We start from the raw sequence: 20,945 nt of genomic DNA, 5'->3' as shown, positions 1-20,945 counted from the left end.
GGAAGGTGTACGCGTGCCCCGCCGCAGAATCGGCTTCTGGTACCGCTTCGCCGCGGTGATCTGCAAACCGCCGCTGGTGGTTCTGCTCAAGCGGGACTGGCGTGGAATGGAGAACATTCCGGCGGAGGGCGGATTCATCACCGTCGTGAATCACAATTCACACATCGACCCCTTTGGGTACGCACACTTCCAGTACAACACCGGGCGGGTGCCGCGTTTTCTCGCGAAAAGCGCCCTTTTCGGTAAGGGATTCGTCGGGGCCGCGATGCGCGGCACCGGGCAGATCCCCGTCTACCGCGAGACCACGGACGCCCTCAGCGCATTCCGGGCCGCCATCGACGCCGTGGAGCGCGGCGAGTGCGTCGCCTTCTACCCCGAGGGCACCCTCACCCGCGACCCGGACGGCTGGCCCATGACCGGCAAGACGGGCGCCGCGCGGGTCGCCCTGCAGACCAGGTGCCCGGTCGTCCCGGTCGCCCAGTGGGGCTGCAACGAACTCCTGCCGCCCTACGCCAGGAAGCCGAACCTCCTCCCGCGCAAGACCCACCGCGTGCTCGCCGGCCCGCCGGTGGACCTCTCCCGGTTCTACGACAGGGAGATGACCGCGGAACTCCTGAAGGAGGCGACCGAGGCCATCATGGAGGCCATCACCCGCCAGCTGGAGGAGATCCGGGGCGAGAAGGCTCCCGAGACGCCCTACGACCCGCGCCAGGAGCGGATCGAGCAGCGGCGCAGGACGGCGACGCAGTCGCGGTCGAGGGCAGGACAGGAAGAGGGGCTGGGCAAGTGAGCAAGCCGGTCAGGGCCGCCGTCTTCGGCACCGGATCGTGGGGCACGGCGTTCGGTATGGTGCTCGCCGACGCGGGCTGCGACGTCGTGCTGTGGGGGCGCCGCCCCGAACTCGCCGAGGCGGTCAACTCCACGCGCACCAACCCGGACTACCTCCCGGGCGTCGAACTCCCCGAGAACATGCGCGCCACCACGGACGCCGCCGAGGCCGCGCGCGACGCCGACTTCACCGTCCTCGCGATCCCCTCGCAGACCCTGCGCGGCAACCTCGCCGAGTGGGCGCCGCTGCTCGCGCCGGGCACCGTCCTCGTGTCGCTGATGAAGGGCGTCGAACTCGGCTCCGCGATGCGGATGAGCGAGGTCATGGACGACGTGGCGAAGGTCGGTCCGGACCGCATCGCCGTCGTCACCGGACCCAACCTGGCCCGGGAGATCGCCGCCCGGATGCCGGCCGCCGCCGTGGTCGCCTGCGCCGACGAGGCCGTCGCCCAGCGCCTCCAGGCCGCCTGCCACACCCCGTACTTCAGGCCGTACACCAACACCGACGTCATCGGCTGCGAACTCGGCGGCGCCGTGAAGAACGTGATCGGGCTGGCCGTCGGCATCGCGGACGGCATGGGCCTCGGCGACAACGCCAAGGGCTCGCTCATCACCCGCGGACTCGCCGAGACCACCCGGCTCGGTGTCGCCCTCGGCGCCGACCCGCTCACGTTCTCCGGACTCGCGGGCCTCGGCGACCTGGTGGCGACCTGCTCCTCGCCGCTGTCCCGCAACCACACCTTCGGCACCAACCTGGGCCGGGGCATGACCCTGCAGGAGACCATCGCGGTCACCAAGCAGACCGCCGAGGGCGTCAAGTCCTGCCAGTCGGTGCTGGATCTGGCCCGCCGGCACGGCGTCGACATGCCCCTCACCGAGACGGTCGTCGGCATCGTCCACGAGGGCAAGCCGCCGGCCGTCGCGCTGAAGGAACTCATGTCGCGCAGCGCGAAACCGGAACGACGCTGAGCGACCGTCCGTGGGACGCACGGCGCCGACGGCCCGGCGGGCGCTGACGCGGGGGATACCAGCGGGTACTCTCAACGCGATATGAGCACCCAGAACCTCCCCCAGAGCCCCGATCAGCCGCCTCGCAAGCCGCGTGTGGCCGTCGTGTTCGGCGGGCGCAGCTCAGAACACGGGATCTCCGTGGTCACGGCCGGAGCCGTACTGCGCGCCATCGACCGGACGAAGTACGACGTCCTGCCGATCGGCATCACCCGGGACGGCCGCTGGGCGCTCACGGCCGACGAGCCCGAGCGCATGGCGATCACCGACCGCCGCACGCCCAGCGTCGAGGAGCTCGCCGAGTCCGGAGAGGGCGGCGTGGTGCTCCCCGTCGACCCCGCCAGCCGCGAAGTCGTCTACAGCGAGCCCGGTTCGGTGCCGAAGGTGCTCGGCGACGTCGACGTGGTCTTCCCCGTCCTGCACGGCCCGTACGGCGAGGACGGCACCCTCCAGGGTCTCCTGGAGCTGTCCGGGGTGCCGTACGTCGGCTCCGGGGTGCTCGCCTCGGCCGTTGGCCAGGACAAGGAGTACATGAAGCGGGTGTTCACCTCCTTCGGGCTCAAGGTGGGCCCGTACGTGGTGATCCGGCCCCGCGAGTGGGAGCAGGACGAGGCTGCCGCCCGCAAGAAGATCGTCGAATTCGCCGGCGAGCACGGCTGGCCGCTGTTCGTGAAGCCCGCGCGCGCCGGCTCGTCCATCGGCATCACCAAGGTCGACGACCTGTCCGGCCTGGACGACGCGGTCGCCGAGGCGCAGCGCCACGACCCGAAGATCCTCGTCGAGGCGGCGCTGCGGGGCCGCGAGATCGAGTGCGGGGTGCTGGAGTTCGAGGACGGGCCGCGCGCCTCCGTGCCGGCCGAGATCCCGCCGCCGGACGCGCACGCGTACTACGACTTCGAGGCCAAGTACATCGACTCCACGCCCGGCATCGTGCCCGCCCCGCTCAGCGACGAGGAGACCGCCGAGGTGCGGCGGCTCGCGGTGGAGGCGTTCGACGCGGCGTCCTGCGAGGGGCTGGTCCGCGCGGACTTCTTCCTCACCGAGGACGGCGAGTTCGTCATCAACGAGATCAACACGATGCCCGGCTTCACCCCGATCTCGATGTACCCGCAGATGTGGCAGGCCACCGGCATCAGCTATCCCGAGCTGGTGGACCTGCTGGTGCGGGCGGCGCTGCGGCGGTCCACCGGGCTGCGCTGAACCGGCCCGCCCGCGCGACGGAGGCGATCCCCTCGGGGGTCGCCTTCTTGCTGCGCGCCATCCGCGCCTTTTGCCCGCTCCTTCCTGCCGCCGGTCCGTCTCGGCGGGTCGTTCGACGGCGCGGCGCAGTATGATCGCCGGGCTTCCCCGGGCCGGGAACCACCGCCGACGCCCTGTCGTCTGCTGAGGAACAGCCCTTGTCGAACAGTCGGGCGAGGGCGGCGGTCCGGTGCGCCGGTGACGGAAGAGAGCACACCGGCCGAGGGCGGACGGGGGACTAGAGATGGACGACGGGGCAGGTCAGTGTGCGGGTGATGCCGTCCACTTGCTGGACCTTGGCGACCACCATGCGACCGAGGTCGTCGACGGTGTCGGCCTGGGCGCGCACGATCACGTCGTACGGTCCTGTCACGTCCTCGGCCTGGACGACTCCAGGGATCTTGCTGATCGTCTCGGCGACGGTCGACGCTTTGCCGACCTCCGTCTGGATCAGGATGTACGCCTGTACCACGGAACCTCCAGGGCGGCCACGAGGATCATGTGGGGAAAAGGAACGCCACGGTATCGCGTCGCCGCTCACCGCGGGGAGACCTGCGGGAACCGGCGTCCCTGTGCCGGGGTACGGGCACGAAAGAAATTGACGGTCAACACGACCGTAACGACGACACAGATGACCCGCGACCGGGAACGGGCAGGGGAAGAAGGGGAGAAAGGGCAATGAAGGGCACTGTTGGTGAGCTCGGGGAGTTCGGGCTCATCAGGGAGCTCACCTCCCGCCTCACCACGACCCCGGCGGTCCGGGTCGGCCCCGGCGACGACGCCGCGGTGGTCGCCGCGCCCGACCGCAGGGTCGTGGCCAGCACGGACATCCTGCTGGAGGGCCGGCACTTCCGCCGCGACTGGTCGACGGCGTACGACGTGGGCCGCAAGGCGGCGGCGCAGAACCTCGCCGACATCGCGGCCATGGGTGCCGTGCCGACCGCGCTGCTGCTCGGCCTGGTCGTCCCCGCCGAACTGCCGGTGACCTGGCCGACCGAGCTGATGGACGGCCTGCGCGACGAGTGCCAGGTCGCGGGGGCCTCCGTGGTCGGCGGCGACGTCGTGCGCGGCGACCAGATCATGATCTCGATCACCGCGCTCGGCGACCTGCGCAACCAGGAGCCCGTCACGCGGGCCGGCGCACAGCCCGGCGATCTCGTCGCCGTCACCGGCTGGCTGGGCTGGTCCGCCGCCGGTTACGCGGTCCTGTCCCGCGGGTTCCGCTCGCCCCGCGCCTTCGTGGAGGCCCACCGCCGCCCCGAACCGCCGTACCACGCCGGTCCCGCGGCGGCCGGGCTCGGCGCCACCGCGATGTGCGACGTGAGCGACGGGCTGATCGCCGACCTCGGGCACATCGCCGAGGCCAGCAAGGTGCGCATCGACGTCCGGTCCGGCGCCATCGACATCCCGTCCCAGATGTACGACATCGGGCAGGCCGTCGGCGTCGACCCGATGCAGTGGGTGCTGACCGGGGGAGAGGACCACGCGATCGTGGCGACCTTCCCGCCGGACGTGAAGCTGCCCGCCCGCTGGAAGGTGATCGGCGAGGTCCTCAACCCGTCGGCGCTGCCCCAGGTGACGGTCGACGGGGCGCCCTGGACCACGCAGGGCGGCTGGGACCACTTCGGGGACATCGAGTCGTGAGCGCGCCGCCCAGGGTTCTGACCGTCGCCGGCTCCGACTCCGGCGGCGGCGCCGGCATCCAGGCCGACCTGAAGACGATGCTCGCGCTGGGCGTGCACGGCATGAGCGTGATCACCGCGGTGACCGCGCAGAACTCCCTCGGCGTCCAGGGCGCCTGGGAGCTGCCCGTGCAGGCCGTGCGGGCCCAGTACCGCAGCGTCGTGGACGACATCGGCGTACAGGCCGTGAAGACCGGCATGCTGGCGTCCGCGCGAGTCGTCGAGGCGGTGGCCGATCTGATCGCCGGGACGGACGCGCCTGCCGTGATCGACCCGGTCGGGGTGTCCAAGCACGGGGACCCGCTGCTGGCCGCGTCCGCGCTGGACTCCGTGCGCACCCGGCTGCTGCCCGTCGCGACCGTCGCCACGCCCAACCTGGACGAGGTGGCCCAGCTCACGGGGGTGCGTGTCGAGTCGCCGGACGGGATGCGGGAGGCCGCGGCGGCCGTCCTGGCGTACGGGCCGGCGTGGGTGGTGATCAAGGGCGGTCACCTGTCCGGGGACGCCGTGGACCTGCTCACCGACGGCTCCGAGGAGCACTGGCTGAGGGCGCCCCGGCACGACAACCGGCACACCCACGGCACGGGCTGCACGCTCGCCTCCGCGATCGCCGCGCAGCTCGCCAAGGGCCGGCCGGTGCCGGAGGCGGTCGCGGCGGCCAAGGAGTACGTGACCGGGGCGATCGCGGCCGGGTTCGCGCTGGGGGGCGGGATCGGGCCGGTGGACCACGGGTGGCGGTTCAGGGACTGAGCGCGCCCGCCGACCGGGCTCGGCGGCCGGGCCCGGTCACCGGTCGCGGACACCGGTCGCGGACACCGCAAAAAGCCGGTCCACCCGAGGTGGACCGGCTTGATGCAAGCAACCAGCAGTGGCCGCGCGCTCAGCAGTGCGTCAGCGCGAGACCTTGCCGGCCTTGATGCACGAGGTGCAAGCGTTCACGCGCTTCGGCGTCCCGCCGACCACGGTACGCACACGCTGGATGTTCGGGTTCCAGCGACGGGACGTACGGCGGTGCGAGTGCGAGATGTTGTTGCCGAAGCCCGGCCCCTTGCCGCAGACGTCGCAGTTGGCAGCCACGGGTCACTCCAAAGACTTCAGATGCACTTACGGTTGATCCCGGCATGCCGGGATCAAGACCTTGAAGGCTCTACGAGCGGTCGAGATCTGAGTGGCGCTGCCAGGGGGAATGGCCCGATCGGATCGGGCAACCGGAGCAGCATACAACGACTGCGCCCGTACAACGAAACTACCACGGCAGCTCAGGGACCCGGCCCGGCCCACCACCGGAGGCCACCGCCGCGGGGTCTACGCTGCGTCCCACGTCCGTCAGCTCAAGGAGGCGCAGGTGGCGCAGGTGCCGCAGCCGTTCTTCGACGCCCTCGCGGTGCGCACCTGGTGCGGTCTGGCGCTCAGGGCACTGGGGCGGGCGCGTGAGGAGATCGACGCGATCAACGTCTATCCGGTCGCGGACGGTGACACCGGCACGAACCTGTATCTGACCGTCGAGTCGGCGGTCACTGCGGTCGAGGCGGTGTTCGCGGCCCACGGGCTCGATCACGGGGGCGCCGACGAGGCCGGTTCCGCCGGGGGCGCGCGGGCGGGTACGCCGGGCGGGCCCGCGCTCGCGGACGCGGCGCGGGCGATGGCGCACGGCGCGCTCATCGGGGCCCGCGGGAACTCCGGAACGATCCTGGCGCAGCTGCTGCGCGGCATGGCCCAGGTGCTCGCCGCCGACGAGGCGACCGGCCACGCCGACGGGCCGGGCCTGCGGCTCGCGCTGCGGCACGCCGCCGACTCCGCGCGCCAGGCCGTCGCCCATCCCGTCGAGGGCACCGTCCTCACCGTCGCCTCGGCCGCCGCCGACGCGGCCGGGGGAGTGGAGGGCGACTGCGGGACCGTCGCACGCGCGGCCTACGAAGGGGCCCGGGCGGCCCTCGCCGAGACCCCGGCACAGCTGGCGGTGCTGCGCCGGGCCGGCGTGGTCGACGCGGGCGGGCACGGGCTGGTGACGGTGCTGGCGGCACTGGTGGAGACGCTGACCGGCCAGGCGCCGGGGGCGGTCGCGGGCGCGGTCCCGGCAGCGGGGATCGCGGGGCACGCGCGCGTGGGGGATGGCGCGGCCGACGGTGCGCACGCGCGCGGGGAAGGCGGCGCGCACGCGCGCGTGGAGGGCGGTCCGGACGAGGTGCCGGGGGCCGTCGGCACCGGGCACGGCGATCCCGGGGAGTGCGTCCCCGGCGAGGCCGCGCCGCAGGCCGGTGGGCCCGCCTTCGAGGTGATCTACCTCCTGGAGGCCGACGACACGGCCGTGGCGCGTCTGCGGGAGCGGCTGGACGCCCTCGGGGACTCGCTCGTCGTGGTCGGCGGCGACGGGCTGTGGAACGTCCACGTGCACGTCGACGACGCCGGCGCCGCCGTCGAGGCGGGCGTCGAGGCCGGGCGGCCGTACCGGATCCGGATCACGCACTTCGCCGCGGGCGACGTGCACACCACCGGTGGCGAGCGCCCGCCCCGCGAGCGCGCCCGGCGTGCCGTGGTGGCCGTCGTACCGGGCGAGGGTCTGGCGGGGCTCTACACGGAGGCCGGCGCGACCACCGTGCTCGCGCGGCCGGGGGAGCCGCCGGCCAGCGGGGAGCTGGTCCAGGCGCTGCGGAGGGCGCACGCGCGCGAGGTCGTCCTGCTGCCCAACGACGCCGAACTGCGGCACACCGCCGCGGCGGCGGCCGAGCAGGCCCGCGCGGAGGGCATCCGCGTGGCGCTGATCCCCACCCGTTCCGCCGTGCAGGGCATCGCGGCGCTCGCCGTGCACGAGCCGGACCGCCGCTTCGACGAGGACGTCGTGTCGATGACCTCGGCGGCCGGCGCCACCCGCTACGCCGAGGTGACCGTCGCCGAGCGGCAGTCCTGGACCATGGCCGGCATCTGCCAGGCCGGCGACGTCCTCGGCCTCATCGACGGTGACGTGGCCGTGATCGGCTCGGACGTCACGGCCGTCGCCGAGACCGTCCTCGACCGGATGCTCGCCGCCGGCGGCGAACTGGTCACGCTCGTCCTCGGCGACGAGGCGCCGGAACCCGTCGCCGAGCACCTTCAGGCACGCGTGCGGGAGGCCTATCTCGCCGTCGACACCGTGGTGTACCGGGGCGGGCGGCAGGGCGCGCTGCTGCTGATCGGCGTCGAGTAGCGATCAGCAGCGACCGGCGCCGACCGGGCCCCGGGCGAACCGGGACCCACTCCACGCCGCACGTCTCAGCCGGAGTTTCACGCCGCGCGCCTCAGTCGGCGCCCTTCTCCATGAGCCGCAGCATCTGCTCCGCCTCCGCGCGCCGCGCGCCCACCGGCCCGATCTCGCCGTCGCCCTCGTCGCCCTCGTCGCCCTCCGCGCCGTCGTAGGCCGCCAGCACCGCACGCGCGCGTGCCGCCGCCTCGGCGGGGCGGCCCAGGTCGGCCTCCAGCCAGCCCGCGGCGAGCTCGGCACCGGTGCGCTGGTGCAGTGCGGCGGCGCCGAGGGAGGCGAACTCCCCGGCCGCGGCGACCACCTGGACCAGGGCCTCCTCGAACGCCTCCCGGATCGCGTCCTCCTCGGTGGACTCGCCGACGGAACGGGCCAGCAGGTCGCCGAACTGCCGGTGGGTGTGACCGAGTTCGGCGGTGATCCGCAGCCGGGACTCGTCGTCCCCGGCCGCCTCCCGCGCCGCCTGGCACTCCCGCACGGCGCTCGCCATCAGCTCCCGCGCGGTCCCGGTGCCCTCTTCCGGACCCAGCGCCAGCCACGCGCGTGCGCGCAGGGAACGCACCACGCCGTGCACGTCGCCGAGCCCGCGCCACAACTCGCCCGCCCGCGCGTACGCCCGGTCCGCCTCGGCGGGCAGCCCGGCCTGTCCGAGCGACTCGGCCGCCAGGTGCGCCAGCGTCGCGTGGTCCTGCTGCTCGGGCCAGTGCCGGGCGATCTCGGCGGCCTGCAGGCGCCGTTCGGCGGCCGTACGGTGCTCCCCGAGCTCCCCCAGGCAGTCGCCGAGCCACCACAGGGTCTGCACGACCGTGCCCTCGCCGTGCGTCTCGGCGGTCAGGTCGGGCAGCGCCGACTCCAGCACCTCGGCGGCCTCGGCGCAGCGGCCCTGCCGCAGCAGCAGCCCGCCGAGCTGGTGCCGGGCCCAGGCGCCCAGCGTTGGCCCCTCGCCCGCCTCGTCGGCCCAGTGCGCCGCCTCCAGCGCCTGGTCCGCGGCCTCCCCGAACCGGCCCGTGCCGCCCAGCACCTCGGTGAGCTGAAGGTGCAGCTGGGCACGGCCGACCGGCTCCAGATGAGGGCCGCCGTGCTCCAGGGCGGCACGCAGCGCCCCCTCCGCCGCCGGAAGGTCACCGCGGTGGTGCGCGAGCTGCGCCAGCCGTGCCTCGTACTCCACCGCGAACCACGGCAGCCCGGCGGCCACGTACTCGGCCGCTGCCCGCTCGAACAGCTCCGTCGCCCGCTCCGTGTCGCCGCGCAGCCCCGCCAGCTCCCCGAGCATCGCCCGGGACTCGGCGGCCCGCGACGCGAGCCGCACATCCCCGTCGGCGTGTTCCCCGACGAGCGCCAGCACCTCCCGCACGGCCTCCTCGGCGTCCGCCAGCAGGGCCTCCGCCGGACCGTCCGCCTCCTGCGCGCGCCGCATCAGGATCCGCGTACGCGCCATCACCACGGACGCCGCCTGCGGCACACCGGTACCGCCCTCGGCGTACAGGGCGCGCCCCTTCTCGTACGGCTCGGCCACCGCCGTCAGCGCCCCGTCCACGTCGCCCGCCAGCGCGCGTACGAACGCCGCACGCGCGCGTGCCGCCAGGGACTCGCCCGGGTCGCCCGCCTCCGCGTACAGGACGGCGGCCCGCTCGAACAGCTCGGCGCCGTCCGGGCCGAGGCCCATCGCCCGGTGGTCGGCGATCTCCGCGCGGTCGCGGACGTCCAGCTCGGCACCCTCCGCGGCGCGCTCCACCGCGGCCCACGCCTCGATGGCGTTCGGCACCAGCGCGTCGGACAGACGGCGCGCCTCGGCGAGCAGCGCGGGCAGACCGGGCTGCCCGGCACCGCCCGGAGCCACCTGCTCGGGCACCGGGGCCGCCGGCGCGGGCCGGGGCGTCGCCCGCACCCCCAGCGGCAGCCGCTCCACCAGCGGCCGCCGGCCCATACGCGCGTGTGCCTGCTCACTGACATGGCCCGTGCCGTTGCGCCGGTCGAACCGCGCCGCCAGCTCCAGTGCCTCCGCACGCGCGTGTGCGGCCAGTTCACGCGCGGTCCACGACCGGCCCGCCGGGCCCGGTACCCGCTGATCGCCGAGCCCCAGCTCCGTCAGCCGGTCCATGAGCAGCGCCACCACGGCCATGAAGTCCAGCTTGCTGCGCGGATGCCCGTCGTCCGTGAAGTACGCCGGCCGCTGGGCGAGAAGCTCCAGGCCGCGCGCCTCGTTGCCGGACAGCGCGCAGAACTCCACGTGGTCCGCGTACGCGCCGCGCATGCTCTCCATGGCGCGCACCAGCCGGAAACCCCGCAGATGGTTGGCGCGCGCCTCCTCCACGCGCCCCAGCCGCAGCAGCGGAGCCAGGGACGACGCGAGCGCGGTGTGCGGCTCGTGGGCGCAGCTGAACTCGCCCTCCAGCACCGGACGCCACAGCCGCAGCGCCTCCTCGTCCCGGCCGCGCTCCGCCTGCCACCAGCCCTGGTCGTGCAGCTCGCACGCGTGGCAGTCGGCCATGCGGTCCCGGTCGGCGGCCAGCCACGCCTCGTACGCCCGCTCCGCGCGCGCCACGTCGCCGATGTGCGCGGCGACACTGAACTCCACGCTCCGCACGGCCCGTTCGGTGTGCCCGGCGAGCCGGTAGCGGTGCTCCATCTCGCCGAGCCACTTCTCGATGGAGGCCAGCGGAATGTGCGGCTGGTCGAGCATCCCCGACGACACCCACTTGAAGACCCAGTGCAGCTGATGGGTCTCGTACTCGTCGAAGTCCTCCGGCCGCTCGTCCCACATGCGCAGCAGCCGCGAGAACGGGACGAACATCTTGTCCTTCTCGGAGCTGTAGTTGTAGACCTTCAGCTGGTGTCCGAGCGCCTCGATCACCGCGAGCGGGATGTTCAGCTTCTCCGCCTCGGCGAGCAACTGCTCCGCGCGCGCGTTGCGGGCCGGGCCCTCGGGCTGCTCGGAGTTCTCCGCCATGGCCCGGCGCAGCGCGTCGAAGTCCGTGATCCCCGTCATCAGTGACCGTCCTCCCCGTGGGTGGCCCACTCCAGCAGGCCGATGAACGCCCGGTTCAGCAGCGCCGAGTCCGCCGGCCGCAGCGGACGCTGCGCCATCAGCAGCGCCTGCCCGTACAGGGACTCGGTCGCGGTGCCGATCAGTTCCGGATCGCGCAGTGAGCTGATCCTGCGGACCAGGGGATTGAGGTGGTTGAGCACCAGACGCGCGCGGGGCGCGCCGCCGCGCAGCGAGCCGAGGATGCCCGCCCACAGCTCGTCCGCCTGCTCCTCGGCCTCCGCGCGGGCCTGCTCGTGCCGCGCCTCCCGGTCGTCCAGGTGCAGCGCGGGCACCGACAGCGGGTGGAAGGCGCGCAGCACCACGTCGCAGCCCAGCGGGTCGAGCTTCGCCCGCGCCGCCGCCAGGAAGCCGGACAGGGCCAGCTCCTCCGCCGGGTCCACGGAGTCCAGGTGCGCGGTCACCGTGTCGGCGTCCAGCTCGGCGACCACCGTGCCGGGCCGCACCGACGGCAGCGCCTCGACCAGCTCGCTGTCGTACGTGTAGCCGCCGTTGACGACGCCGATGCCCTGCGCCGCCGCGATCGGCGCGACCTGCCGGAACTCCTCGACCGTCCGCGTGAAGTGCACCACCGGGTGCCGCTGCGCGAACTCCTCAAGGGACAGCCGCCCGTCGGTCGTCTCGAACGGCAGCCACGGCAGCATCGTGCGCAGCATCTCGTGGTCGTGCCGCGCGAGGGACTTCACGCCCAGGTGGTGCACCGCCAGGAAGGCCGACAGCCGCTCCGGATCGCCGGTGGCGAGCTGCGTCAGCCAGGACCGGATCCGCTCGCCCAGCGCGTCCCGCACCGCGGCCAGCGTCTCGTCCTCGTACAGCGACTCGCGCGAGGCCGTGGGCCGCAGGCTGTCCGTGTCCAGGACACAGCGCACGAAGAACGCCCAGTCCGGCAGCAGCTGTTCGGCCCGCTCGGTCAGCAGCATGCCCTTCAGATGCACCCGGTGACCCGCGCGCTGCGCCGGGCTGACCGCCGACGGCAGGACGTGCGCCACACCCCGGACGCCGGCCAGCGGCACGTCCAGGTCAATGGAGTCCAGCGGCGTGAACCCGAACAGCTCGTGGCAGTGCCGGGCGAGGGCCACCCGCCGGGCCGCCGGGCTCGGGTACGCCCGGTCCCACGGCGCCGGCAGGTCGGTGACCTCCTCCTCGCCCACCCGCACGTCGTACGGCAGCAGCGCACCGAAGTCCCGCGCAAGCTCCAGCACCCGCTTCCCGGCCAGCCACTCGGCGGCCCCGGCCCGCGCGCTCAGGTGCACGGTGGTGCCCGGTTCGGGCCGGGCGTCGTCGGGGAGCGTCCGCACGGTGTACGACCCGTCGTCGCTCGCCGTCCACTCCACGGGCGGCGCGTCGGGCGTCCGGGCGCTGCGGCTGACCACGCGTATCCGGTCGGCGACCACGAAGCAGGCCAGCAGGCCTATGCCGAACTGCCCGAGGAAGTCCGAGCGGGCCTCCCGCAGGGCGTCGGCGCGCTTGGAGCTGCGTCCGATCGTCGCCAGCAGGTTGTGCACGTCCGCCTCGGTGAGCCCGACGCCGGTGTCCTCGACGCGCAGCGTGCCGTCGGCGCCGTCGCCGGCGTACAGCCGTACGCGGGCCGGGGCGTCGGGCTGTTCCGCGCGGCGGGCGGTGATGGCGTCCACGGCGTTCTGCAGCAGCTCGCGCAGATACACCTTGGGGCTGGAGTAGAGGTGATGGGACAGCAGGTCCACCAGGCCGCGCAGGTCGACCTGGAAGGTGTGCGGCGTCCGGTCCCCTTGTGGCGCCGGGGAACGCTGAGGCTGCTGAGGTGTCTGGGGTGACTGTGAGATCTGGGAGTCCATCGTCACGGCGCCGGTGGGGAGAAGGGACGGCGCGGGGTCGGGCGGTCCCTGTGAGGCGGTGACCGCGGGATGGCCGGAGCGCGTCATCCTAAGGCCCGAACGAGCCGTCTGACCAGGAGTTTCCGGGGACGTATACGGCGATGTCAGTGACGTGGTGTGCAATGGATCTCGTGCCCGCGCTGAAAGAACCACTGCACCAGCCACTGAAGTCGGTGCTCGGCCCCGCCACCGCGAAGGTGATGGCCGAGCACCTCGGCCTGCACACGGTCGGCGACCTCCTCCACCACTACCCGCGCAGATACGAGGAGCGCGGCCAGCTCACCCACCTCGCCGACCTGCCGATGGACGAGCACGTCACGGTGGTCGCCCAGGTCGCCGACGCCCGCCTGCACACGTTCGCCTCGTCCAGGGCGCCGCGCGGCAAGGGCCAGCGCCTGGAAGTGACCATCACGGACGGCAGCGGGCGCCTCCAGCTGGTCTTCTTCGGCAACGGCGTCCACAAGCCGCACAAGGAGCTCCTGCCGGGCACCCGCGCCCTGTTCGCGGGCAAGGTCTCCGTCTTCAACCGCCGTCTGCAACTGGCCCATCCGGCCTACGAGTTGCTGCACGGAGAGGGTGCCGAGGAGACCGTCGAGAGCTGGGCGGGCGCCCTCATCCCGATCTACCCGGCCACCGCCAAGCTGGAGTCCTGGAAGATCGGCAAGGCGATCCAGACGGTGCTGCCCAGCGCGCGGGAGGCGCTCGACCCGCTCCCCGAGAGCCTCCGCGACGGCCGCGGCCTGGTCCCGCTGCCCGAGGCCCTGCTGAAGATCCACCGCCCGCACACCAAGGCGGACATCGTCGACGCCCGCGCCCGGCTCAAGTGGGACGAGGCGTTCGTCCTCCAGGTGGCCCTGGCCCGCCGCCGCCACGCCGAGACCCAGCTCCCGGCCGTCCCCCGCACACCGAAGCCGGCCGGCCTCCTGACCGCCTTCGACGCCCGCCTCCCCTTCACCCTCACCGAGGGTCAGCAGCGTGTCTCGCGGGAGATCTTCGACGACCTCGCCACGGACCACCCGATGCACCGCCTGCTCCAGGGAGAGGTGGGCAGCGGAAAGACCATGGTCGCGCTGCGCGCCATGCTGGCCGTCGTCGACGCGGGCGGGCAGGCCGCGATGCTGGCCCCCACCGAGGTGCTCGCCCAGCAGCATCACCGGTCCGTCGTGGAGATGATGGGGGAGCTGGCCGAGGGGGGCATGCTCGGCGGGACCGAGCATGCCACCAAGGTCGTGCTGCTCACCGGTTCCATGGGCACGGCAGCCCGGCGCCAGGCCCTGCTCGACCTGGCCACCGGCGAGGCGGGCATTGTGATCGGCACGCACGCGCTGATCGAGGACAAGGTGCAGTTCCACGACCTCGGCCTGGTCGTCGTGGACGAGCAGCACCGCTTCGGCGTCGAGCAGCGCGACGCCCTGCGCGGCAAGGGCAAACAGCCGCCGCACCTGCTCGTGATGACCGCGACCCCCATCCCGCGCACGGTCGCCATGACCGTCTTCGGCGACCTGGAGACCTCCGTCCTCGACCAGCTCCCGGCCGGCCGCTCCCCGATCGCCAGCCATGTCGTGCCCGCCGCCGACAAGCCCCATTTCCTCGCCCGCGCGTGGGAGCGCGTGCGCGAGGAGGTGTCCAACGGCCACCAGGCGTACGTCGTCTGCCCCCGCATCGGCGACGACACCGACGAACCGGCCGGACCCGCCGACGCCAGGAAGGGCGGCAAGAAGAAGTCCCCCGAGGACGATGCCGAGAAGCGCCCGCCGCTCGCCGTCCTCGACGTCGCCGAACAGCTCGCGAAGGGCCCCCTGCAGGGCCTGCGCGTCGAGGTCCTGCACGGCAGGATGCACCCCGACGACAAGGACGCGGTCATGCGCCGCTTCGCCGCCGGCGAGACCGACGTCCTGGTCGCCACGACGGTCGTCGAGGTCGGCGTCAACGTCCCCAACGCCACCGCCATGGTGATCATGGACGCCGACCGCTTCGGCGTCTCCCAGCTCCACCAGCTCCGCGGCCGCGTCGGCCGGGGGTCGGCGCCCGGCCTGTGTCTGCTCGTCACCGAGATGCCGGAGGCGAGCCCGGCCCGGCAGCGCCTGGGCGCCGTCGCCTCCACCCTGGACGGCTTCGAACTCTCCCGCATCGACCTCGAACAGCGCCGCGAGGGCGACGTCCTGGGCCAGGCCCAGTCCGGCACCCGTTCCAGCCTGCGCATGCTCGCGGTCATCGAGGACGAGGACGTCATCGCCGAGGCCCGCCAGGAGGCGACGGCCGTGGTGGCGGCCGACCCCGAGCTGACCCGCCTCCCGGCCCTGCGCACGGCCCTGGACGCCCTCCTCGACGAGGAGAGAGAGCAGTACCTGGAGAAGGGCTGAGTCCGGGCGTCCGCAAGGGCGCCCGGCACCGCGCGAGGGGCCACGGACGCCCCACGGCCCGGCCCGGCGGGGACGCACCCCCCACCGCCGCCTGCCAGACTGAACCCGTAAGCCCCCGCACGCCCCCGCAACTCAGGGACAAGGACCACGATGACCCGCGTGATCGCCGGCCGAGCAGGTGGACGCCGTCTGGCCGTCCCGCCGGGCACCGGCACCCGCCCCACCTCCGACCGCGCACGCGAGGGCCTGTTCTCCACCTGGCAGTCCCTCCTCGGCGGCCCCCTGGACGGCGAGCGGGTCCTCGATCTGTACGCCGGCTCGGGCGCGGTCGGCCTGGAGGCCCTGTCCCGCGGCGCGGGCCACACCCTGCTGGTCGAGGCCGACGCGCGAGCGGCCCGCACCGTCCGGGAGAACGTGAAGTCCCTCGGCCTGCCCGGCGCCGAGGTGAGGGCGGGCAAAGCCGAACAGATCATCCGTGCGGCGTCCCCGGAGCAGCCGTACGACATCGTCTTCCTGGACCCGCCGTACGCCGTCACGGACGACGATCTTCGGGAGATTCTGCTCACACTACGCACGGAGGGCTGGCTCGCGGCCGATGCGCTGGTCACCGTGGAGCGCAGCACCAGAGGCGGCGAATTCCGGTGGCCGGACGGCTTCGAAGCGCTCCGGGCCCGTCGCTACGGCGAGGGAACGTTTTGGTACGGTCGCGCCGCCTCTACGTGCGAAGACGCACGATGACCGGACCGGAGAGCGAGGGATCACAAGTGCGCCGCGCCGTCTGTCCCGGGTCGTTCGACCCGATCACCAACGGACATCTCGACATCATCGCCCGCGCCTCCCGCCTGTACGACGAGGTCTACGTCGCGGTGATGATCAACAAGTCCAAGAAGGGCCTGTTCGAGATCGAGGAGCGGATCGACCTGATCCGCCGCGTCACCGCCGAGTACGCCAACGTCCGGGTCGAGGCCTTCCACGGCCTCCTCGTCGACTTCTGCAAGGAGCGCGACATCCCGGCCATCGTGAAGGGCCTGCGGGCCGTCAGCGACTTCGACTACGAGCTGCAGATGGCCCAGATGAACAACGGCCTGACCGGCGTCGAGACGCTGTTCGTGCCCACCAACCCCACCTACAGCTTCCTGTCGTCCTCCCTGGTCAAGGAGGTCGCGGCATGGGGCGGCGACGTCTCCCACCTGGTGCCGCCGGAGGTCCTGGCGGCGCTCGGCGAGCGGCTGCGCCGGGACTGACGACCTGACAACCCGTCACTCGGTGTCCCCCGCCGGCCCCATGGCCGTACAGTCGTCCCGTCCGTCTCCAACACAGCTGTAGAGAGTGGCGAGCACACGGTGGACGTGCAGAAGAAGCTCGACGAGATCGTCGCGTCGGTCTCCAGTGCCCGGTCGATGCCCATGTCGGCCTCGTGCGTGGTCAACCGCGCCGAACTGCTCTCGATGCTCGAAGAAGTGCGCGCGGCCCTGCCCGGCTCCCTCGCCCAGGCACAGGAGCTGATCGGCGACCGCGAGCAGATGGTCGCCCAGGCCCGCCAGGAGGCCGAGCACATCATCGAGAGCGCGCACGCCGAGCGGAACTCCCTGATCGCCGGCACCGAGATCGCCCGCCGCTCCCAGGCCGAGGCGGACCGCATCCTCGCCGAGGCCCGCAAGGAGGCCGAGGAGATCCGCGCCGAGGCCGACGACTACGTCGACTCCAAGCTCGCCAACTTCGAGGTCGTCCTCACCAAGACCCTCGGCTCGGTCGGCCGAGGCCGCGAGAAGCTGCTCGGCACCGGCCCCGGCGTCGACGAGCAGGGCTACGAGGACGAGGACGCCCCCGAGCGCAGCCACGACCCGGAGACCCTGCGCCGCACCGCCGACGAGTACGTCGACGTCAAGCTCGGCGCCTTCGAGGCGGTCCTCGCCAAGACCCTGGAGGCCGTCGGACGCGGCCGGCAGAAGCTGCACGGCCGGATCGCCAGCGACGACCTCGGCGCCCTGGCCGACGACACCAGCACCGTCCAGCACACCAGCGATGCCGACTACCTCGCCGGCCTCGCGGCCGTCGCCGAGCCGGCCGCTGCCGAGCCGCCCCGGCAGCAGCCCGCGCCCGACTACGCGGCACCGCAGCCGGCCTACGGCTACCAGCAGCCCGCGCAGCCGGACCCGTACGGCGGCGGCTACCAGCAGCAGTACGAGGGCGCCCAGCAGTACGACGGCACCCAGCAGGACGCCTACGGCTACCAGCAGGCCGCGCAGGCCGATCCCTACGGCTACCACCAGGCCTACGACGCCCAGCAGGGCGCCTACGACCCGAACCAGGCCGCGCAGCCCCAGCAGCCGTACGTGCCGCCGCAGCCGCCCCAGCCGCCGGCGCAGGCCCTCGACGAGACCAGCCTCTTCGACACCAGCATGATCAGCGCCGAGCAGCTGCGGGCCTACGAGCAGGGCCGCGGCAACGGCTGAGGCGCTGTTCGTGGGCCCCGCAGCCGGTCGCGGGCACCGGATTGGGCCGAGAGCGAAAGGTCCAGTATCCTGGCTCTTCGGTCGCGTGTACGTCCGCGATCAACGCTGCCCGGGAAGACCGAAGGGCGGCGCCCGGAGAGCTCGGAAGATCGAAAGCAGGAATGGCTCTGAACGCCCGCCTCGACCACCGCAACCCCCTCGTGTTCGACACACACGAGCTGGGTCGGCGGCCCGGCGCGCTGCAGCGCCTGTCCCGCACGGTCGACGCTCCCCGGGATCTCGGCCTGAAGGACGTCATCGGAGTGCCGGAAGGCACCCCGGTGGAGCTCGAACTCCGCCTGGAGTCCGTCATGGAAGGGGTGCTCGTCACAGGCACCGCCCGTGCACGGGCCGAGGGGGAGTGCGTAAGGTGTCTGGAGCCGCTCGGGCAGCAGCTCGAAGCGGACTTCCAGGAGATGTTCTCGTACCCTGACGCCGACGACCGGGGCCGCCCCAAGGCGGAGCCGGCCGACGACGCCGAGGAAGACGAGGACAGGCTCTTCATCGAGGACGGCCTGTTCGACCTCGAACCCGTGCTGCGCGATGCGGTGGTGCTCGCACTGCCGATGCAGCCGGTGTGCCGGGAAGACTGCCCGGGGCTGTGCGCCGAGTGCGGCGTGCGCCTCGCGGACGACCCGGACCACCACCATGACGCCGTCGACATCCGTTGGGCGGCATTGCAGGGACTCGCCGGCACCATGAAGGACGGCGAGAAGGACGAGATGAGCGGCGCCGATGCGGAAGCGGGCGTCGACGAGAAGCAGGAGAAGTAGCCGTGGCTGTTCCGAAGCGGAAGATGTCGCGCAGCAACACGCGCCACCGCCGGTCGCAGTGGAAGGCTGCGGTCCCCACCCTGGTTGCGTGCGAGCGCTGCCACGAGCCGAAGCAGCAGCACATCGCGTGCCCGTCGTGCGGCACCTACAACAAGCGCCAGGTCCTCGAGGTCTGAGCGGCTGGTGAGAGGCACTGTGTCCACGCCCAAGAAGCAGCAGGCGGACAACCAGGCCTCGTCCCACACGCTTCTGGAAGGGCGGCTCGGCTATCAGGTCGAGTCCGCCCTTCTGGTGCGAGCACTGACCCACCGTTCGTACGCGTACGAGAACGGCGGTCTGCCCACGAACGAGCGGCTGGAGTTCCTCGGGGACTCCGTGCTCGGCCTCGTGGTCACGGACACGCTGTATCGCACCCACCCCGACCTGCCCGAGGGCCAGCTGGCCAAGCTCCGGGCCGCGGTGGTCAATTCGCGTGCGCTGGCGGAGGTCGGTCGCGGCCTCGACCTGGGCTCCTTCATCCGGCTGGGCCGCGGTGAAGAGGGCACGGGCGGCCGGGACAAGGCGTCCATCCTCGCCGACACCCTCGAAGCGGTGATCGGCGCGGTCTATCTCGACCAGGGGCTGGAATCGGCGGCGGAGCTGGTGCACCGCCTGTTCGACCCGCTGATCGAGAAGTCCTCGAACCTGGGAGCCGGCCTGGACTGGAAGACCAGTCTCCAGGAGCTCACCGCGACCGAAGGCCTCGGCGTGCCCGAGTACCTGGTCACGGAGACCGGCCCCGACCACGAGAAGACCTTCACTGCTGCTGCCCGCGTCGGAGGCGTCTCGTACGGCACCGGCACCGGCCGCAGCAAGAAGGAGGCGGAGCAGCAGGCCGCCGAGTCCGCGTGGCGGTCCATCCGGGCCGCGGCGGACGAGCGCGCCAAGGCAGCGGCCCAGGCCGCCGCCGCGGAGCTCACCGAGGCAGCGGCTCAGGCCGCCGCCGAACCGGAGCCGACCGAGGCCCCGGAGAGCGCCGACGCACCGTCGGCCTCCGCCTGACCGACAGCAGCATCCGAGCGCCCGCCCCGCCAGACCGGGGCGGGCGCTCGGCTCATCTCTTCATCTCTCATCCCACGGCCGTACGGGGGAGCCCATGCCCGAGTTGCCCGAGGTGGAGGTCGTCCGGCGCGGCCTCGAACGGTGGGTCGCCCACCGGACCGTCGCCGAGGCCGAGGTCCTGCACCCGCGCGCGGTGCGCCGCCATCTCGCGGGCCCCGAGGACTTCGCGCACCGCCTCAAGGGCCACCGCGTCGGCATGCCCAGCAGGCGCGGCAAGTACCTGTGGCTGCCGCTGGAGGGCACCGGGGTCACCGGCCAGGCGATCCTCGCCCACCTCGGCATGAGCGGCCAGCTGCTGGTCCAGCCGGGGTCGGCGCCCGACGAGAAGCACCTGCGCATCCGGGTCCGCTTCGCCGACGACCGCGGCACCGAGCTGCGCTTCGTCGACCAGCGCACCTTCGGCGGCCTGTCGCTGCACGAGACGACGCCCGAGGGCCTGCCCGACGTCATCGGGCACATCGCCCGCGACCCGCTGGACCCGCTCTTCGACGACGAGGCGTTCCACCAGGCGCTGCGCCGCCGCCGGTCCACGATCAAACGCGCCCTGCTCGACCAGTCCCTGATCAGCGGGGTCGGCAACATCTACGCGGACGAGGCGCTGTGGCGCGCCCGCCTGCACTACGAGCGCCCCACGTCCACCCTCACCCGTCCGCGGACGCGGGAACTCCTCGGCCATGTCCGGGACGTGATGAACGCGGCCCTCGCGGTCGGCGGCACCAGCTTCGACAGCCTGTACGTCAACGTCAACGGCGAGTCGGGCTACTTCGACCGGTCGCTGGACGCCTACGGCCGCGAGGGCGAGCCGTGCCGCCGGTGCGGTACGCCGATGCGCCGGCGCCCGTGGATGAACCGGTCCAGCTACTTCTGCCCGAGGTGTCAGCGCCCGCCGCGTGCCGCGTCGTAGCGCTCACGGGACGCCAGGACCTCGTCCATGCTGCCCTCCAGGAAGTGGATGAGGGACAGCAGGCGCGCGGCGACCTCGCGGCCGAGCGGGGTGAGCTCGTAGTCCACGCGGGGCGGATTGACCGGCTGCGCCTCGCGGTGCACCAGGCCGTCGCGCTCCAGGGCGTGCAGCGTCTGGGAGAGCATCTTCTCGCTGACCCCGTCGACCCGGCGGCGCAGCGCGTTGAACCGGAGGGAGCCCTCGGACAGGGCGCCCAGGGTGAGCGCGCCCCAGCGGCCCGTGATGTGCTCCAGCGTGCCGCGCGAGGGGCAGCACTTGGAGAACACGTCGTACGGCAGGCTCTGCTCCGGCGTGCGCTCCTCCTGCGTGGTCGTCATGCGTCCAGCGTAGGCGACCACAGCGCGAACCGGCAGACTGC

19 protein-coding genes are annotated in these 20,945 nt (G+C 73.0%); 14 read left to right on the top strand and 5 right to left on the bottom strand.

Annotated elements, in window-relative coordinates:
• Window positions 1–13 precede the first annotated feature (13 nt).
• From QC282_RS22630 to QC282_RS22620, 3 genes are all read left to right on the top strand, one after another.
• Window positions 14–790, top strand: coding sequence for a lysophospholipid acyltransferase family protein (locus QC282_RS22630; protein WP_279551367.1), 777 nt, complete (start codon window positions 14–16; stop codon window positions 788–790).
• Entirely contained in the window at window positions 787–1,797 is a 1,011-nt protein-coding gene (locus tag QC282_RS22625; RefSeq protein WP_279551366.1) for an NAD(P)-dependent glycerol-3-phosphate dehydrogenase, read from the top strand. Before QC282_RS22630 ends, QC282_RS22625 begins: the two co-directional genes overlap by 4 nt.
• Window positions 1,798–1,878: 81 nt before the next feature.
• Window positions 1,879–3,036: a D-alanine--D-alanine ligase gene (locus tag QC282_RS22620; RefSeq protein ID WP_279551365.1), complete on the top strand. Its 1,158-nt coding sequence runs from the start codon at window positions 1,879–1,881 to the stop codon at window positions 3,034–3,036.
• Between the two features lie 277 nt (window positions 3,037–3,313).
• Here QC282_RS22620 and QC282_RS22615 read toward each other — a convergent pair whose 3' ends face one another.
• Window positions 3,314–3,547: an Lrp/AsnC family transcriptional regulator gene (locus QC282_RS22615; protein WP_037677600.1), complete on the bottom strand. Its 234-nt coding sequence runs from the start codon at window positions 3,545–3,547 to the stop codon at window positions 3,314–3,316.
• Window positions 3,548–3,753: 206 nt separating this feature from the next.
• On the opposite strand from QC282_RS22615, the gene QC282_RS22610 reads away from it, so the two are divergent.
• Both QC282_RS22610 and thiD read left to right on the top strand, forming a co-directional pair.
• Window positions 3,754–4,719 (top strand): thiamine-phosphate kinase, encoded by a 966-nt coding sequence (locus tag QC282_RS22610; RefSeq protein ID WP_279551364.1) that lies wholly within the window; start codon window positions 3,754–3,756, stop codon window positions 4,717–4,719.
• Window positions 4,716–5,507 carry a bifunctional hydroxymethylpyrimidine kinase/phosphomethylpyrimidine kinase gene (gene thiD / locus QC282_RS22605; protein ID WP_279551363.1) on the top strand — a complete coding sequence of 264 codons (792 nt, stop codon included), beginning with the start codon at window positions 4,716–4,718 and terminating at the stop codon, window positions 5,505–5,507. The genes QC282_RS22610 and thiD overlap by 4 nt, the downstream gene beginning before the upstream one ends.
• A gap of 141 nt (window positions 5,508–5,648) precedes the next feature.
• Here thiD and rpmB read toward each other — a convergent pair whose 3' ends face one another.
• Window positions 5,649–5,834, bottom strand: a complete 186-nt coding sequence (gene rpmB, locus QC282_RS22600) for a 50S ribosomal protein L28 (protein ID WP_003993230.1) — start codon at window positions 5,832–5,834, stop codon at window positions 5,649–5,651.
• 268 nt (window positions 5,835–6,102) lie between these two features.
• Between rpmB and QC282_RS22595 the strand changes: the two genes are divergently transcribed.
• Window positions 6,103–7,941 (top strand): DAK2 domain-containing protein, encoded by a 1,839-nt coding sequence (locus QC282_RS22595; RefSeq protein ID WP_279551362.1) that lies wholly within the window; start codon window positions 6,103–6,105, stop codon window positions 7,939–7,941.
• Between the two features lie 91 nt (window positions 7,942–8,032).
• Here the strand turns inward: QC282_RS22595 and QC282_RS22590 are convergent, their stop codons facing one another.
• Window positions 8,033–10,981, bottom strand: coding sequence for a tetratricopeptide repeat protein (locus QC282_RS22590; RefSeq protein WP_279551361.1), 2,949 nt, complete (start codon window positions 10,979–10,981; stop codon window positions 8,033–8,035).
• Window positions 10,981–12,852, bottom strand: a complete 1,872-nt coding sequence (locus tag QC282_RS22585) for an HSP90 family protein (protein WP_279551388.1) — start codon at window positions 12,850–12,852, stop codon at window positions 10,981–10,983. The genes QC282_RS22590 and QC282_RS22585 overlap by 1 nt, the downstream gene beginning before the upstream one ends.
• Before the next feature lie 161 nt (window positions 12,853–13,013).
• On the opposite strand from QC282_RS22585, the gene recG reads away from it, so the two are divergent.
• From recG to mutM, 8 genes are all read left to right on the top strand, one after another.
• A complete protein-coding gene (gene recG / locus QC282_RS22580) occupies window positions 13,014–15,254 on the top strand; it encodes an ATP-dependent DNA helicase RecG (RefSeq protein ID WP_279551360.1) in 2,241 nt (746 codons plus the stop codon).
• A 150-nt stretch (window positions 15,255–15,404) separates the two neighbouring features.
• Entirely contained in the window at window positions 15,405–15,992 is a 588-nt protein-coding gene (gene rsmD / locus QC282_RS22575) for a 16S rRNA (guanine(966)-N(2))-methyltransferase RsmD (RefSeq protein WP_279551359.1), read from the top strand.
• Between the two features lie 26 nt (window positions 15,993–16,018).
• Entirely contained in the window at window positions 16,019–16,498 is a 480-nt protein-coding gene (gene coaD, locus QC282_RS22570; protein ID WP_279551387.1) for a pantetheine-phosphate adenylyltransferase, read from the top strand.
• Between the two features lie 99 nt (window positions 16,499–16,597).
• Window positions 16,598–17,710, top strand: coding sequence for a cell division initiation protein (locus QC282_RS22565; protein WP_279551358.1), 1,113 nt, complete (start codon window positions 16,598–16,600; stop codon window positions 17,708–17,710).
• A gap of 161 nt (window positions 17,711–17,871) precedes the next feature.
• On the top strand, window positions 17,872–18,522 hold the full coding sequence (locus tag QC282_RS22560) for a DUF177 domain-containing protein (RefSeq protein WP_279551357.1): 651 nt from the start codon (window positions 17,872–17,874) through the stop codon (window positions 18,520–18,522).
• A 2-nt stretch (window positions 18,523–18,524) separates the two neighbouring features.
• Window positions 18,525–18,698: a 50S ribosomal protein L32 gene (gene rpmF, locus QC282_RS22555; RefSeq protein WP_003951102.1), complete on the top strand. Its 174-nt coding sequence runs from the start codon at window positions 18,525–18,527 to the stop codon at window positions 18,696–18,698.
• A 19-nt stretch (window positions 18,699–18,717) separates the two neighbouring features.
• Window positions 18,718–19,563 (top strand): ribonuclease III, encoded by an 846-nt coding sequence (gene rnc, locus QC282_RS22550; protein ID WP_279551386.1) that lies wholly within the window; start codon window positions 18,718–18,720, stop codon window positions 19,561–19,563.
• A 94-nt stretch (window positions 19,564–19,657) separates the two neighbouring features.
• The gene (gene mutM, locus QC282_RS22545; RefSeq protein WP_279551356.1) at window positions 19,658–20,527 is read left to right on the top strand and encodes a bifunctional DNA-formamidopyrimidine glycosylase/DNA-(apurinic or apyrimidinic site) lyase; all 870 of its coding nucleotides are present in this window, start codon (window positions 19,658–19,660) and stop codon (window positions 20,525–20,527) included.
• Here mutM and QC282_RS22540 read toward each other — a convergent pair.
• Window positions 20,500–20,904: a helix-turn-helix domain-containing protein gene (locus QC282_RS22540; protein WP_279551355.1), complete on the bottom strand. Its 405-nt coding sequence runs from the start codon at window positions 20,902–20,904 to the stop codon at window positions 20,500–20,502. The two genes, mutM and QC282_RS22540, sit on opposite strands and share 28 nt — an antisense overlap.
• Window positions 20,905–20,945: the final 41 nt, after the last annotated feature.

It is taken from the genome of Streptomyces sp. DH24 (assembly GCF_029813775.1).
In the GTDB taxonomy this organism is placed as follows: Bacteria; Actinomycetota; Actinomycetes; order Streptomycetales; family Streptomycetaceae; genus Streptomyces.
Note: the sequence above shows the minus strand (reverse complement) of the source record. Positions and strands in the feature narration are given on the sequence as shown.